Here is a 14,969-nt window from a genome sequence, read left to right on the forward strand (position 1 = left end):
TTCAGAATTATTCCGCAACGGTCTGTGAAAACAAATGTAATTGACCAATCCGTTGCACGGCTTCGACCAATCGTTCGGCGTCGGCAATCAAGCTGATCCGGACATATCCTTCGCCGTATTCGCCGAAGAAATGTCCTGGTGTGACCGCGACATGTGCCTCGTCCAGTAAGTGATCCGTGAAGCTTTGTGAGGTAAAACCGGACGCGACCGGCAACCAGACGAAGAACGAACCGCCCGGGACGGGACCTTCCCAACCGATTTCTTTGAGTTGTCCAAACAAGGCGTCGCGACGCGTTTCATACAGGGCACTCAGCTCACGGACGCACGTCTGGTCACTCGAAAGCGCGACGGCCGCTGCGTGCTGGATTGGTGTGAAGGCGCTGACGTATAAGTGTTCCTGGTATGTTTCAATGCTTGCGATGACGGATGGATTACCGATTGCAAAGGCAATGCGGAAACCGGACATGTTAAAGCGTTTGGATAACGAAAACAGTTCGATGCCGACGTTTTTCGCGCCCTCTGTTTGGAGGAAACTCCGTGTCGGACCGTCAAAGCTGATGCCGCCGTACGCCAAATCATGGACGACACAGATGTCGTTGGCGTCAGCGAAGGCGACGGTCTGCTCGAACGCTTCTGCCGTTGCCGTCGCACCGGTCGGATTGCTTGGATAGTTGAGGAACAGCATCCGGGCCCGTTCGACGTCCTTCGTATCGAGTAGATTGTAGTCAGGTAAAAAGGCATTTTCCGCAAGAAGCGGCAAGGTGATCGGATATGCACCGGCAAGTGCCGCACCGGACAGGTAGTCGGGGTAACCGGGATCTGGAACAATGACACCTTCACCCGGGTTAACGATCGTTTGCGGCAAAGCGACGATGCCGGCCTTGCTGCCAAGCAGAATCGCCACTTCAGAAGCAGGATCGACCGACACACCAAACTCTTTTTGATAAAAGTCGGCAACGGCCTGCTTCAGGAAATCATGTCCACGAAATGGGGGATACTGTAGGTTGGTCGAGTCGTCAATCGCCTCTTTCAAGGCATCCAAAATATGTACAGGTGTCGTTTGGTCCGGGGTTCCTTGACCAAGTGTGATGACGTCGTGACCGGCTGCTTTGACGGCGCCGATCCGCTGGGCGAGTTCAGCAAAGACCGGAGCCGGCAATCGGTCAATCGCAATCGATGGGACGAAATGTTTCATCTGTGTTCCTCCTTGTTGGGTATTGTCGTCAAGGATAACGAATTTTCAGAAAAAATAAAAGAGTTTTTTAATAATCGTTGATAATTGGTAGAAATAACCGATGGTCTGATTCTTTTTGATACACTAAACAGGAATGGATCTGTCTAACGAAGGAGATGAGCGAGTGAACCAAGACTGGTGGAAAGAAGCCGTTGTCTATCAAGTGTACTGGCGTAGTTTTAAGGACTCGAACGGAGACGGGATGGGGGATTTGCAGGGGGTAATCGAAAAGCTGGATTACATCGCTTCGCTGGGGGTCGATGTCATTTGGCTGAACCCCTGTTATACATCACCCGATATCGATAACGGATACGATATTGCGGATTATTATACCATCATGGAAAAAGCGGGAACGATGTCCGACTTGGAACAGTTAATCGGTGCAGCCCATGACCGGGGATTGAAGCTGATTCTTGATCTGGTCGTCAACCACACGAGTGATCAACACGCATGGTTCAAGGATGCGCGAAGTAGCAAGTCGAGCGAAAAGGCGGACTGGTACATTTGGCAGGACGGGGTAAAAGGGACACCGCCGAATAACTGGCGCTCCTATTTCGCACCGAGTCCCTGGACGTGGGATGAGACGCGCGAACAATATTATTTCCACTCGTTTGCATCCGAACAGCCGGACTTGAACTGGGAGAACCGAGACGTGCGCCAAGCCATCTATACGATGATGCGGTGGTGGACAGATAAAGGAATTGACGGCTTCCGGATGGACGTCATCAATTTGATTAAGAAACGAGCGACGTTTGATGATGTGGAAAACCCACTCGATTTGTCTTACTTAGGCAATCAGCCGGGTGTTCATGACTTTTTACAAGAAATGCACCAAGAAGTCCTTGCCGGAACAGATCTCTTTACGGTCGGTGAGATTCCATTCGTCGGACCGGAAGATGGTTTACTGTACGTCGGGGAAGACCGGAACGAACTACGGACGCTGTTTCATTTCGAAGTGGCGGATGACATGGAGACGATGGACTTACCGCGGTTTAAACAAATTCAAAAACAATGGTATGAAGCGTTGTATCCGCACGGTGTAGCGTCCCAGTTCCTGAACAATCATGACCATACCCGTCAGGTGACGCGGTTCGGGAGCGAACGGTATCGGATTGAAAGTGCGAAGTTACTCGGACTGATGTTGCACACGTTACCCGGCATTCCGTATATCTATCAAGGCGAAGAAATCGGGATGACCGGTATCCGGTTTTCTGATCCAGATGCCTATCAGGACGTTGCCTTTCGGAATCAGTATGCAGAACGCATTGCAGCTGGAGAATCACCCGGTACGGTCCTGTCTTCGATGCAGATGCGGGCACGGGATAATTCACGGACACCGATGCAGTGGAATGCGAACAAAGCTGCAGGATTTACGGAGTCCAATTATCCTTGGATGACGGTCAATCCGAACTACCTCGACATCAATGTGGAGGCAGCGGAACAAGATCAAAACTCGGTTCTCGTTTTTTACCGCACCTTGATTGCCTTGCGGAAAACACATCCTGTCATGGTGTACGGTGTCTATCGTGATTTAGCGATTCAAGATCCGTATTTGTATGTTTATGAGCGGGAACTCGACGGTGTGACATGGCGGATCATCTTGAATCTTCATGATGAGGCGGTCACGACGACACTTTCTTTACCAAAGGAACAGCTCGTGTTGTCGAATTATGAAACCGGTGACACGGTACAGTTAGCACGGTATGAAGCCCGGTTGTATCAATACTAAGAAAACGATAAGACAAAACGAGGCTGGGGTATAACTCAGTTTCGTATACGCCATCACGCTTCTCTCACGCGCTTTCCTCAGGCGAGACACAAGCCAAATGATCTGCCCGTTCGGACAGATCGCCCGGTCTTGTTTGTCTCTGACAGCGCAAGTCATCTTGCGCTTTTTCCTGTAGGAGTCGCGTGATTTCGTCTTAAAAGAAAAATGTCACGGAAACATGAATGAACTGCACCCCAACTGGTAGATACTTTAAAAAAAGTGTCTACCAGTTGGGGTGCAGTCCAGATGATGGCAATTCCTCTTTTTCTTTAAAAATCAGCTAGTTATGTCCCAGCCGCTTTCTTTGTGTATTGGCGTTTAGATATAACCGTTTCGTTTTTTAGAAGATAACAGCTGTTCGAATCGATCGACGGCTTGGCGCATATCAAAGCTCGGCGCGACGACAAGTGGTCCGTGACCCACTGCTAGCACATCCGGTGTTAATTCTGTCAGCTGATGGGCGGACTGCAGTGCGACTTCCTTGTCCCATGTCGCAAGAGACGGGAACGGGAACTGCCAGCGTGTGTCGCCTGATACGGCTAGTCCACCCTGTGTTTGAAACGCATCACCGGCAATCAGTGTCCGGCTGCCTTCGTGCCAGAGGGAAATCGAGCCCGGCGTGTGACCGGGTGACGCAATGACACTTAAACTGCCAATTTGTTGTCCGCTTTCTAGTAACCGGTCAGGACGCGTCTTGATGTTTTTCGGAATACCGCCTTTAAGAGGTGTCGTTTCGCCTTCGCGTAACGATTCGTCGCCACTGAGAAGGGCGGCGTCCCGGTAGCTGATCGAGACTTCAGCGAGCGGAAACGCACTCGCTAAGAAATCCAGAGAACCGACATGATCCGCATGCGCATGCGTCAAAACGATGGACTGTAACGGTTTATCAAAGGATTTAATGACGGAATAAATCGCTTTTGCATTCAGTGAGATTCCCGTGTCAATCAAGGTTAAGCTGTCTGCCTCTTCAAATAAGTAACAGTTGACCGGGAAAAAAGACGGGGTCGTTTGCAGTTGATGAAGTCGTTCAATCGTTGAAATATGCATCCAGTTACACTCCCTCGTCAAAGTATTCGCTTCTTCTTCAGTATCGCCTGTTTTAGTACAGGCGTCTACAAAAAAACTCCCTAAAAAGGGAGTCGGAAACATCAATACGTGACTTCGAAAACTGCACCGGCATGTTCCGAGTCGTCACCGTCCGCGGCCGTCGTAACGAGCAAACGGTCTTCATACAAAATCGGACATGTCGGATTGGAAACAGGAAATTCTACATGGTCGAGCTTTTCGCCAGTTTCAAGATTCCAGCGTGTCAGGCATGAGCCGGCATAATGGGCGATGAAGACGTGACCGTCCGTGTCTTTTGTCATGCCGTCCGGGAATCCATCCTCGTCTTCTAAATCGATGGCGACACGGCGGTTCGTTAACGGTTGATCCGCCGCATAATCAAAGGCATAGACTTTTTTAGTCGGTGTATCGATGTGGTAAAGCGTCTTACCATCTTCCGACCAAACCAGTCCGTTTGAGTTCGTTAAGTTCTCGAGCAAGACATCAACTGAGCCGTCATGACGCAAACGGTAAAGAGAAGCGGTCTCGCCGTCTTCCTCATTGATGCTTCCGGCTACATATTGACCGGACGGATCGAGTTTCCCGTCATTCATCCGGTCGGATTCAGGTAGTGTCAACTGTGTTTCCAGTGAGAGGTGTCCTTCTTTTACATCAAATGTACCAAAACCATGAGCAGACGTGACCCGAAGAAAATCAGGAGCATCCGTCAAAGCAATCGATGTGATCGCACTTGGTAATTGATACGGTTTTAGTGCTTCTGTCGTTAAGTCATATGAAAAAAAGAGTTGATTCGGAATATCAACGAAATAAAATCGTTTTGTTTTAGCGTCGTACACCGGTGATTCACCGGTCTTACAAGAGACATCGATAAAGAGTGATACTGTCATTTCATTTCCCCCTACAAGTGCTGTTACCTCTGATTAAGCGTGAATGAATTCGAGATGCAACTGGAACTTGACGTCACTGCCGACCAAGACACCACCGGCTTCGAGCGCGACGTTCCATGTCAGGTTGTAATCCTCACGTTTGATTTTCCCATCTACTTCAAAGCCGGACCGTGTATTTCCCCAAGGATCGACGCCACTGCCTTCATACTCAACCTTAAACGTTTCAGTCCGTGTCACGTCTTTAATCGTCAAATCACCCATTACTTCATATTCGTCACCCGCGTGTTTTTTAAACGATGTCACGCGGTAAGTAATGTTCGGATATTGTTCGACGTCAAAAAAGTCAGCTGATTTCAAATGGGTGTCCCGATCGTTACTTCGTGTGTCGATCGTTGCGACGGGAATCGTCACGACGGCAGATGCATTTTCTAAATCATGGGCTTCACCGCTGACATCAAACGTAAAATCACGGAATTCACCTTTTACCTTTGAAATCATCATATGTTTGACTGTGAATGTGATGGAGCTGTGGTCTTGATCGAGCTGATAGGTGGTCATGTTCGATTCCTCCTCGTTCGATTCACTTCAGGTATGCCTTTAATAGTTCCTTTTTACCTTGAAAACAAAACATTGAAATAATTATGTAATTTTTTACCTTAAAAAGGCATAATGTATACTGGAGGTGTTTTATGAAAAGGAAATTATGTATTTTATTGATTATATTAGGCGTATTTAATTTTCAACAAATAACACATGCTGAAACTATTTCTAAAAGTGTCGACTATACAGTCAAACAAGAAAATACATCTGGTGTTCCGCAGACGATTCAACAACTTACTGTGCGACCTGATTCAGGAAATCAATGGATGACGGTAAAAGGACGTGATCATGTACTAGCCACCGAATCACTGCCTTCTCAAGTAAGTCGATCTACTGCGTCCGGAAATCGTGTGGTTGCTGCCATTAATGCTGATATGTATAAAGTCGCAAGTGGTTTACCAATCGGGTTGCAAATTCAGCAGAATGCAGTACTCGTCAGCCATAGTGTGAAAGAGTCTGCACTGAAGTTTCCTTCGTTCATCATAAACGGACAAGGGAAACCGGAAATCGGTTCTTATGGCATTGTCGGAACATTAAAGTCTTCAGCACAGTCCCTGACAATCCATTCTGTTAACCGAAATGAAAATCTGGATAATCGAATTGGTATTTTTACAAGTGCCCACCATGTATCTAAAAAAATCAATTTCGTAGGATTATCGGATGCGATGAAAAAAGAAGTGGCGATCGTGACGATGAAGGGAAATTCGGTTAGAGCCTTTAAATTAGGACAACGCCATTCGTGGACAGTAGATCGGACAGAAACGACTTTTCGATCGAACATATCGATTCCGGCAGATGAAGTCGTATTGATGGCGTTCGGCAAACAAAAGAAATTGTTACTCGACTTGTTGAAAGAAAATAAGGTAACTACTCAATTTAACCTCATTCAAATGTCGAACTTACAAGTAAGAAATGACATCGCAGAAGCGGCTTCTGGGTACAATTGGCTGATCAAAGACGGGATCGGTCTAGACCTTAACACAATTTCTGAAAATCATGATCGTTTCTTGATGATTGTCCGAAAGGCGCGGACATTGATTGGGGTGACAGCGGATCAAACGGTTCATATCGTAACAGTGGACCAAGGAAGAACGACATCAAAAGGATTCACGATGCTCGAAGCAGTCGCGCAGATGAAACGACTAGGCGCTGTTTCAGCGTTAGCATTTGATGGAGGAGGATCGACGGAGATGATGGTCCGACGGGCCGGTGAGTTTCCGGTTCGAACAGTAAACGTTCCGGCAGATGGAAGAAGTCGATCCATCACAAACAGTTTAATCGTTTCAACACGCTATGTTCCGGAAAAAAAAGCCGCCTATATGATTATTCCTGAGCAAACGGAGTTGTACGTGGGTGAAACGCGTCAGTTGACCATCAAGTTGACCGACAGAAACAGTCAACCAATTGATGCAAATCAGAAGAAAATAATATTAGCCGGTACAGGTGTTAGCGGGATGACTGTAAAAGCGCCACTTCAACCCGGAAAGTGGACAGGACAATTGGCGGTTGATCAAATCAAACGGTCAGTCACGATCAATATCACAAACCGTTTATCAGGAATGACCTTTAACGGCGGAAAACCCCTACTTCTAAAAGTCGGTCAGAAGGTCCGCTTGACGAGTGATGGATGGTTGAATGGCCGGAAAGTCACGATTCCATTAAATGAAAAGAAATATCAGCTGAAACAACCAATCAGCACGATTTCTAATGATGTTTTGACAGCTAAGAAACCTGGGAAAACCGTACTTACATTATCAGCAGGCGGACAAATGGTATCACTTCCGATTACTGTGACGGCACCGACAACTTCTACGAATCAATCAACGGTGATTGATTCCTTTGAAAGCGGCGTCTATATATCGAAATCGCCCTATGTATCCAGTTATTCGACAATGTTAAGTACAGAGCAAAAGTCAGCAGGTCGGTCAGCGCTTAAGCTGACATACAACTATTCCGGCTGGTCCAAGCAAAATGGAGCCATGTATATCACGAACGCGAAGTGGAAGATTACTTCGCCTGCAACAAGATTGTCCCTTGATGTATATGGTGATCAGAAGGCACCGTGGTTACGTGCGCAGTTGAAGGATGCAGGAGGACGAAGTCATACGGTCGATTTCGTGAAACGGGTCAACTGGACAGGGTTCAAAACTGTTCAAGCGAAGCTGGATCCGACATGGCCTGCCCCAATTCAGATACAATCGCTGTATTTTGTAGAAACGGACGTAAAGAAAAAAGGAACGGTGCAAAAAAGTAAAGTGTATCTCGATCAATTGAAGGCATGGCACTAAACGTACATAGTATGAAGTGTTATACTAATATTAAACAAAAGCTGCTCCGACTGATGATCGGAACAGCTTTTTTTGAGGAAAAACATCTATTTTTTTCACCGACTTTTTACTAACAAATTTACCGCTTCCTTGACCAATTCCTCGGTATCACCTTCACCGGATTTTTCGGCTTCTTTCACGCATTCAATCAAGTTCGAGCTGACGACGACACCAATCGTCCGGTCGATGGCAGAACGAGTCGCCGACAATTGCGTGATGACGTCCCGGCAATCCTGTCCTTCTTCCATCATCCGTAATATACCACGGAGTTGTCCTTCGATACGACTGACCCGATTTTTCATTTTACGATCGTAATCCATTCATTTTCCTCCATTCTAAGATGCAATCCGTTTATTCGATACCTTTATGCTATGCCCATCACGGTATTATTGTCAATCTAGCCGCTTTCGAGCTATATTTTTTAGTAGAATAGGGAATATGGATGTGGTGGACAAAAATTGAGAAAAAACTAAAACTAAAACTAAAACGATTTTGCGTCAGCTTGCGTATACTATATGATAAGGCTGACTGATCACAAGGAGGAGAAGGATGCATACTCAATCCGATGAATCGCTTTATCATCAGATGCGCAGTGGAGATGAACAAGCTCTCGAAGTGCTGTACGAAAAGTACGAAAGGCTATTGTTCTCATTCGCTCATCGCTTTACGAACAATGATCGTTTATCAGAAGAAGTCATTCAGGAAGTCTGGATGAAGATATGGAATGGACGGGTCGACTTTAATACTGATAAAGGGAAATTCTCCTCTTGGATATTAACGATTACCCGCAACGCTGCGCTGGACTGTTTAAGACGTGAAAAACGACAGCCGACGATTGAAGTCGAAGAGCGCGACGGCGGATACGATGAACCAGTCGAACGAACGGTCATCCAGCGTGAAACCGCATCTGAAGTCCGAGATGCCGTCAGTGAATTGAAACCGGATCAACAAGAGTTAATTGAACTCGTTTATTTTACAGGGTTAACGCAACAACAAATTTCAGATCAATTGAATTTGCCGCTCGGAACGGTAAAAACAAGAATCAGGAGTGCAATTCAGGCACTTCGGAAATTATTAGACGGGAGGGAACGTTGATGGAAGAACGTTGTCATGATTTAATTGACTACTTCAACGGAACATTATCAGCTACCGATCGCGACGCGTTCGAAGCGCACTTGGCGACTTGTGACGATTGTAAACAGGCGTTTCAAGAGATGCAAGACTTGATGCTGCCCATCGCGGAATCACTTCCGGAACGACCGATACCGACAGGCATGAAATCAAGAATCCTTGGGGAAGTTCTCGGGTCAGCGAATGAACCGATGAAACCTGCTTCTGCGGAACCAACGCGCAAGGAAACACCACAAGTGTCTGAGCTGGAATCGGCTCGGACGCAAAAACAGAAAAAACGCGCGGTCCCACTGGGGTGGTTGATGAGTATCGCAGCGGCTTTACTCCTGTCGCTTGGTGCCAACGCGTACTTCCTGTCACAGGATGAGTCTTCTCCGACAGAAGAATTCGCGATGGACGAAGTCAAAGGAATGGGAAACTTTGAAAGTACGGCATCCATTAAAGGATCGAGCATGATTTTCACGAAAGACGAAAAAGAATACATGCTCGTCCAACTAAAAGATTTGCCACCGCTAAAAGAAGGTGAATTGTACCAGCTGTGGACGATTCAAGGAGATACACCACGCGCGAACGGTGTCATCGAAAAAGACGGAGAAGCAGCGGCGGTCTTCCCGCTAAAAGGAGACGGAACGATTGATGCCGTCGCCATCACCGTCGAACCAGAACCAGATCTAGAAAAGCCGACCGGTGAAGTCGTCGCGTCTGTTGCTCTATAAATCGATACGATAGTCAGATGCCGGAATTCCGGCATCTTTTTTTGTCTTTCTTGAGTTTAGTCTTCTATTTCAGAAAAAAAACATCCGTTCTTACGAAATTTCATGAGAAGACTGAAGAAATGATGGGAAGTAGACGATACTAATAGGAATGTCAGTCAAAAAGAGAGGCACTTACCATGAATGAATGGATCATCTTAACGAAACACTATGAAGAGACATTGGTCATCCTATCGGTCATCGTCGCCATCGTCGGATCCTATGCCTCACTGGAATTAAATCGTCGACTCGCAAAAGCGGTCTCTTTAAAAAAACGAGCTTTATTTTTGTCATCGATCACGATGGGACTGTCCATTTGGGGCATGCACTTCGTCGGGATGGGGGCGTTTGAGTTAGCTGTACCGGTCAGCTATGACTGGGTCTTGATGTTTTTATCCATCGTTCCGGCTGTCACGGCAGCCTGGATTGCGTTTTACTTATTATATTACTCGGAGTTGACACGTCAGAAAGTCATCGTCGCAGGCACATTGGTCGGAATCGGGATTGCGATGATGCATTATTTAGGCATGATGGCGGTACAGTTTAACGGAGATATCCGGTATGACGCGGCATTGTTCACCTTATCGATCGTGATTGCCGTCACAGTGGCGTATGTCGCCTTGCTGCTTCTGTACATGACACGTCATGTCAATAAAAAACGGATCCTGATTCCCGTTGCGGTATTGATGGGATTTGCGATCTCGACGATGCATTATGTCGGTATGTTAGGGACGACGTTTTGTATCCCGGAGTCGTCGGCACTTGAGATGGCAGATCGGCCGGTCACATCGAATATTCTAGGTGACGTCGCGATTCCCGTCTTCTTCATCATCATTTTGATCGCCGGTCTCTATATTCACCTTGAACGACGCGCCTTGCAGATGATGGCCTACACGGATCATTTAACAGGATTACATAATCGCCGTTGGCTCGATTATCATATGGAAAAAGTTGATGCCCAGTATAGCCGGACCAGACAACACATGACGATGGCGTTACTTGATTTGGATGGATACAAATGGATTAATGATACATTTGGATTCGATCAAGGGGATACGGTGATTCGCCAATTCGCAGACCGAATCAAAGGATTGCTGGGGGAAGATGAAGCTTGTATTCGATACAACGGAACCCAGTTTTTCCTGATTAAAAACATTCCTCCGGATCAGTTAGAAGAAGCATTCACGCAGGTACTTGAAGCGATTCGACGGCCGATTATACTGGAAGGTCAAGAAATTCATCTGACAGCGACGATTGGTATCATCGTTCCGAATGTAAACGATACGTTAGAGATGCGGATTGGTCAGATGGAAAGTGCGTTACGTGCCGGAAAAAATGAAGGACGGGACCGCTTCGTCATCTATGATGAAACCCGCCATTCCGATCGCCGGGAACAGCAAATCGTCGGTTCGTTACGTCGGGCGATGACGGATTTCAAGGAATTTAATCTGGTCTATCAACCGAAAATCGCTCTTGCGACAGGAAAGGTCGAACAGGCGGAAGTCCTGATTCGTTGGAATCATCCGAAATTCGGGTTCATTTCACCTGCTGAGTTCATTCCACTTGCTGAAAAATACAGTCTCATTCACCGTCTGACACAATGGGTCCTGCAAGAAACCGTGAATCAGATGGAACTATGGCGTGAAGAAAATCATTTCATCCGTCAAGTGTCAGTCAATCTCTCAGCGATGCATTTTCGGTCCGAATCGCACAACTTGATGATTAAGGAGATCGTTCATCATTCGTTAAAGAATGGGGGAGAACTTCAGTTGCAGCTCGAGATCACGGAAACCTCCGTCATGGAGAACCTCGACCGCGCTTTGTTGATGCTCGGAGAGTTGAAACAGTTAAGTCTGACGATTGCACTGGACGATTTTGGCACTGGTCTGTCGTCACTGACCCACCTCAAGCACCTGCCGATCGATATCTTGAAGATCGACAAATCGTTTATCGATGAAGTGCCGCATGACGAACGAGGAACAGCAATCACGGAGATGATCATCCAGCTTGCGAAAAGTCTTGGGATCGAAGTGGTCGCGGAAGGTGTCGAAACGCTGGAACAACACGAGTTCTTGAAACGGCTGGGCTGTGATTATGGCCAAGGGTATTATTATAGCCGCCCGGTCAACGTCAAGGATCTGGATCAGCAGACGATTGAACGAACGGTGCTGGATGTTGTTTGAGAACACATCGCTTAAATCCAGTACGCTCTTTTTTACGTATACTAGATAAGCATGCAAGGAATATGCATGCGATCATGGGGGACGCAATCGCTTCATGAACAGATTCCGGGCAGGGATTTGTTCGACTTGTGCAAGATGCAGACAGAATCGCAGTACATTTAGATAGACGACTCCGCCTTCTACTCAACACACTATCTGTCTGTCCATCACAATACAAAGGCAGCTTCCACAAGGGAGGCTGCCTTTTTTGTATAGGGTTATCGATTGACTGTCAATTGGCAACCCGTTTGATCCGTGACAAGGACGTTCGTATTAAAATATTGACCGTCACTTTTTAGAATCAATGATTTTTTCTCCGCATTGTAGTCAAGCGTCATCTCTTGATCGAGAAAATGACTGGACCATCGTTTGACGAGGACGGGACCAACATTTGAGTCGATCGTCATATCTTCGCTTGTTGCTGCTGATACGAGACGTATGCTGAAGATACCGGAGTTCCCGCAACCACAGCCCTCAGTATCGTAATAAAGATGCAATTGACCTACTGTGTCACCGCGTAATTGGTCGATGCGACCAAGAGCGGCTTCTGTAAATGTGATGTGCATGACATTCACTCCTTTTGTTCAGTATACGACGAAATGAGTGAGAAATAACGTTACTTGCTCACGTGGACTTGACGACGCATCCGGACGAGCAGGAAGACATATCCGGCAAGCAGGACGACGACACTGCCCAAGACAACCGTATCGACAAGTCCGTTATCGGATTGGAAATTGATTGCGATATAGGCCCAGACGAAGACGAGCGGATAAATCGGATCGCGGTTGGCGAACATGAACAATAACGCGACGATGACACCTACACCCAACATGATCATCGTCCAACCGGCGTCACCGATGCCAAGCAACGAGTTGATGTTTTCGGTATCGAGCGTCAAGAAGATGTTTGCAATCGTCGCAACCGACACCCAACCAAGATATAGCGAAAATGGTAATTTAAAACGTAACGCTTTTGTCTCGCGATCAATCTTCGAGTAGATGACGATCAACGAAAGTAACAGACCGACGATGACGACGACGGACAATGGAAATAGTTTGAAGGAGAACGATACAATCCACCCTGCATTAAAGAGACAGCTGATCAAGAACCAGGGTCCGATTTTTTTCGCGATCTCATGTTCTTTGAACTTCGGAATCGTCTGCATGATTAACCAGACGAGTAAAACAGCGTAAATCAATCCCCAAATCGAAAAGGCGTAACCTGCGGGTTTGAACAAGGTTGAAATCGTATCCGAGATACGACCTGTTTTTCCACCGTCTAACGCATTGACAGCAATCGTAAAGACAAAACCAAGCCAGTTGAGCCAAATCCATTTGTTTTTCAAATCAAAAACCTCCTTTAATCTCTAAAGGAGGTTTACCCGGATTAGTCACTCTTTAGACATCAGCGTCGGCTCGTTGGATTCAAAAACGACATCCCGATGGCCGGGTTTCCGGTATGGGAACCGAGGACAGGCGTCAAATTATCAATCCGAATCGTCACATCAAACCGTTTTTCGAGACTCGTTTTCCATTCAAGTGCTAAGTCGTAAGCCGCTGCGTGGAATAAAGAGACATCGGTGACGGTGCCACTTTCAAGCATTTCGACGAGGTGATCATACAGTTTCGCATGTGCTTTTTTGAACGTCCGGACCGTCTGATACGGAACGATTTTTCCATCTTCAAAATGGAACAAGGGACGAAGCTGAAGTAAGTTGCCGACAAACGCCTTCGTTGAGGAAATCCGTCCGCCCGCCTGCAGTTGATTCAGATTAGCGACAGTGAATTCGATATGGTGATCGAGGCGACGTTCAAGGATATGCTGCTCAATCTCTTCAACCGGCATGCCGGTTGCTGCAAGCTCCATCGCTTCTGCCAACAGTTGACCTGCCGGGTAGATGCCGCAACGGGAATCGATCGCAATCAACCGGAATCCGGCAATCTCAGCTCCTTGGATGGAGGCATTATACGTTCCACTCAGTTCGCTCGATAAATGGATCGCAAAACCGATATCATAGTGTTCTTTTAAACGTTCGTAGTGTTCGGTGAACGTTCCGATCGAAGGTTGGCTTGTCGTGACCTTATGCTTGGCGTCGATCCATTCATACACCGTTTCCGCTTGGACGTCGACGCCATCGATAAAACTTTCACCGTCCTTCATGACGAGAAGCGGAACGACGGTCAAGTCATCTCGTGCAGAAATCGAGTCCGGTAAAATGGTTGTACTGTCTGTAATCCATGCAATCTTCATACTGTCTCCTCCTTGTTTTAGTACCTGATATTAATTGTAGGTGCAAGCGTTATCGCTGTCAAATGAACCTTTGAAAATTAAAACATTTTAGTTGATTAACTGACGGGATACGCTATAATCGGTACGTGATTAGTAAACTTTAAGTCATCTTATACTAAACTGAGTAAGAGAAAGGAGGACGTGGATTGCGGACGATCGGCAATAAAATCAAGAATCTACGTCTTCAAAAAGGCTTGACGCAAGAAGAACTTGGAGAGAGAACGGATTTGAGTAAAGGATACATCTCACAAATTGAACGGGAGATCAGTTCCCCTTCGATCGAGACGTTGTTTAGCCTCTTAGAAGTACTCGGCATCTCGGCAAAAGATTTTTTTGATGAGGATACGTTAAATCAGAAAGTCGTTTATACGCAAAACGATGTCACAAGTTATGCGGATCCGGAACAGGGGTACCATGTGACCTGGCTGATTCCGGAATCGAATGAGAAGGAAATGGAACCGGTCTTGTTGCATTTGGCACCAGGAGGCACATTTAAAGCCTATGAACCGTCGGGGTCAGAAACGTTTGTTTTCGTTCTCGAAGGACGCGTCACGTTACGACTGGGACACGAATCCTTTGTTGCGACGCAAGGAGAGACATTCTATTATAAAGCTTCTGAAATTCATCAATTACGAAATGAGTCGGAGACGGATACGAAGGTACTCGTCACAGCAACTGATTCGTATTTATAAGG

General features: G+C 46.6%; 14 protein-coding genes. 6 read left to right on the forward strand and 8 right to left on the reverse strand.

From position 1 onward, the window contains the following. Window positions 1-7 precede the first annotated feature (7 nt). The gene (locus BLD48_RS13910; protein WP_071500755.1) at window positions 8-1,195 is read right to left on the reverse strand and encodes an aminotransferase class I/II-fold pyridoxal phosphate-dependent enzyme; all 1,188 of its coding nucleotides are present in this window, start codon (window positions 1,193-1,195) and stop codon (window positions 8-10) included. A gap of 163 nt (window positions 1,196-1,358) precedes the next feature. Here BLD48_RS13910 and BLD48_RS13915 point away from each other — a divergent pair, with 163 nt between their 5' ends. Then, window positions 1,359-2,963 carry an alpha-glucosidase gene (locus BLD48_RS13915; protein WP_071500756.1) on the forward strand — a complete coding sequence of 535 codons (1,605 nt, stop codon included), beginning with the start codon at window positions 1,359-1,361 and terminating at the stop codon, window positions 2,961-2,963. A gap of 357 nt (window positions 2,964-3,320) precedes the next feature. On the opposite strand, the gene BLD48_RS13920 is transcribed toward BLD48_RS13915, so the two are convergent. The 3 genes from BLD48_RS13920 to BLD48_RS13930 form a co-directional block, all read right to left on the reverse strand. Then, window positions 3,321-4,049 (reverse strand): MBL fold metallo-hydrolase, encoded by a 729-nt coding sequence (locus BLD48_RS13920; protein WP_071500757.1) that lies wholly within the window; start codon window positions 4,047-4,049, stop codon window positions 3,321-3,323. A 101-nt stretch (window positions 4,050-4,150) separates the two neighbouring features. Next, window positions 4,151-4,954, reverse strand: a complete 804-nt coding sequence (locus tag BLD48_RS13925) for an SMP-30/gluconolactonase/LRE family protein (RefSeq protein ID WP_071500758.1) — start codon at window positions 4,952-4,954, stop codon at window positions 4,151-4,153. A gap of 33 nt (window positions 4,955-4,987) precedes the next feature. Further along, window positions 4,988-5,512 (reverse strand): YceI family protein, encoded by a 525-nt coding sequence (locus BLD48_RS13930; RefSeq protein ID WP_071500759.1) that lies wholly within the window; start codon window positions 5,510-5,512, stop codon window positions 4,988-4,990. Between the two features lie 131 nt (window positions 5,513-5,643). On the opposite strand from BLD48_RS13930, the gene BLD48_RS13935 reads away from it, so the two are divergent. Next, entirely contained in the window at window positions 5,644-7,842 is a 2,199-nt protein-coding gene (locus BLD48_RS13935) for a phosphodiester glycosidase family protein (protein ID WP_071500760.1), read from the forward strand. Window positions 7,843-7,937: 95 nt separating this feature from the next. Here BLD48_RS13935 and BLD48_RS13940 read toward each other — a convergent pair whose 3' ends face one another. Continuing rightward, window positions 7,938-8,201, reverse strand: coding sequence for a metal-sensitive transcriptional regulator (locus BLD48_RS13940; RefSeq protein ID WP_014971295.1), 264 nt, complete (start codon window positions 8,199-8,201; stop codon window positions 7,938-7,940). Window positions 8,202-8,430: 229 nt separating this feature from the next. On the opposite strand from BLD48_RS13940, the gene BLD48_RS13945 reads away from it, so the two are divergent. From BLD48_RS13945 to BLD48_RS13955, 3 genes are all read left to right on the forward strand, one after another. Continuing rightward, window positions 8,431-8,976: an RNA polymerase sigma factor gene (locus BLD48_RS13945; RefSeq protein WP_014971294.1), complete on the forward strand. Its 546-nt coding sequence runs from the start codon at window positions 8,431-8,433 to the stop codon at window positions 8,974-8,976. Beyond that, entirely contained in the window at window positions 8,976-9,728 is a 753-nt protein-coding gene (locus BLD48_RS13950; RefSeq protein WP_071500761.1) for an anti-sigma factor, read from the forward strand. Before BLD48_RS13945 ends, BLD48_RS13950 begins: the two co-directional genes overlap by 1 nt. A 176-nt stretch (window positions 9,729-9,904) precedes the next feature. Beyond that, window positions 9,905-11,947 carry a putative bifunctional diguanylate cyclase/phosphodiesterase gene (locus BLD48_RS13955; RefSeq protein WP_071500762.1) on the forward strand — a complete coding sequence of 681 codons (2,043 nt, stop codon included), beginning with the start codon at window positions 9,905-9,907 and terminating at the stop codon, window positions 11,945-11,947. Between the two features lie 257 nt (window positions 11,948-12,204). Here BLD48_RS13955 and BLD48_RS13960 read toward each other — a convergent pair whose 3' ends face one another. Genes BLD48_RS13960 through BLD48_RS13970 form a run of 3 tightly spaced genes read right to left on the reverse strand, consistent with a single transcriptional unit; the run spans window position 12,205 to window position 14,236 of the window. Continuing rightward, entirely contained in the window at window positions 12,205-12,552 is a 348-nt protein-coding gene (locus BLD48_RS13960; RefSeq protein ID WP_071500763.1) for an iron-sulfur cluster biosynthesis family protein, read from the reverse strand. Window positions 12,553-12,602: 50 nt separating this feature from the next. Next, the gene (locus BLD48_RS13965; protein ID WP_071500764.1) at window positions 12,603-13,331 is read right to left on the reverse strand and encodes a TspO/MBR family protein; all 729 of its coding nucleotides are present in this window, start codon (window positions 13,329-13,331) and stop codon (window positions 12,603-12,605) included. A gap of 59 nt (window positions 13,332-13,390) precedes the next feature. Further along, window positions 13,391-14,236, reverse strand: a complete 846-nt coding sequence (locus BLD48_RS13970; RefSeq protein WP_071500765.1) for a DegV family protein — start codon at window positions 14,234-14,236, stop codon at window positions 13,391-13,393. Between the two features lie 185 nt (window positions 14,237-14,421). Between BLD48_RS13970 and BLD48_RS13975 the strand changes: the two genes are divergently transcribed. Continuing rightward, entirely contained in the window at window positions 14,422-14,967 is a 546-nt protein-coding gene (locus BLD48_RS13975; protein ID WP_071500766.1) for a helix-turn-helix domain-containing protein, read from the forward strand. Window positions 14,968-14,969 lie beyond the last annotated feature (2 nt).

Origin of the sequence: Exiguobacterium sp. KRL4, assembly GCF_001870785.1 — a bacterium.
GTDB lineage: Bacteria > Bacillota > Bacilli > Exiguobacteriales > Exiguobacteriaceae > Exiguobacterium_A.

Bases quoted from the DNA above. Each gene is read 5' to 3' on its own strand.
- BLD48_RS13925 (WP_071500758.1), bottom strand. From the start codon at position 4,954: ATGACAGTATCACTCTTTATCGATGTCTCTTGTAAGACCGGTGAATCA.
- BLD48_RS13955 (WP_071500762.1), top strand. From the start codon at position 9,905: ATGAATGAATGGATCATCTTAACGAAACACTATGAAGAGACATTGGTC.
- BLD48_RS13945 (WP_014971294.1), top strand. From the start codon at position 8,431: ATGCATACTCAATCCGATGAATCGCTTTATCATCAGATGCGCAGTGGA.
- BLD48_RS13970 (WP_071500765.1), bottom strand. From the start codon at position 14,236: ATGAAGATTGCATGGATTACAGACAGTACAACCATTTTACCGGACTCG.
- BLD48_RS13920 (WP_071500757.1), bottom strand. From the start codon at position 4,049: ATGCATATTTCAACGATTGAACGACTTCATCAACTGCAAACGACCCCG.
- BLD48_RS13935 (WP_071500760.1), top strand. From the start codon at position 5,644: ATGAAAAGGAAATTATGTATTTTATTGATTATATTAGGCGTATTTAAT.
- BLD48_RS13960 (WP_071500763.1), bottom strand. From the start codon at position 12,552: ATGCACATCACATTTACAGAAGCCGCTCTTGGTCGCATCGACCAATTA.
- BLD48_RS13940 (WP_014971295.1), bottom strand. From the start codon at position 8,201: ATGGATTACGATCGTAAAATGAAAAATCGGGTCAGTCGTATCGAAGGA.
- BLD48_RS13910 (WP_071500755.1), bottom strand. From the start codon at position 1,195: ATGAAACATTTCGTCCCATCGATTGCGATTGACCGATTGCCGGCTCCG.
- BLD48_RS13950 (WP_071500761.1), top strand. From the start codon at position 8,976: ATGGAAGAACGTTGTCATGATTTAATTGACTACTTCAACGGAACATTA.
- BLD48_RS13930 (WP_071500759.1), bottom strand. From the start codon at position 5,512: ATGACCACCTATCAGCTCGATCAAGACCACAGCTCCATCACATTCACA.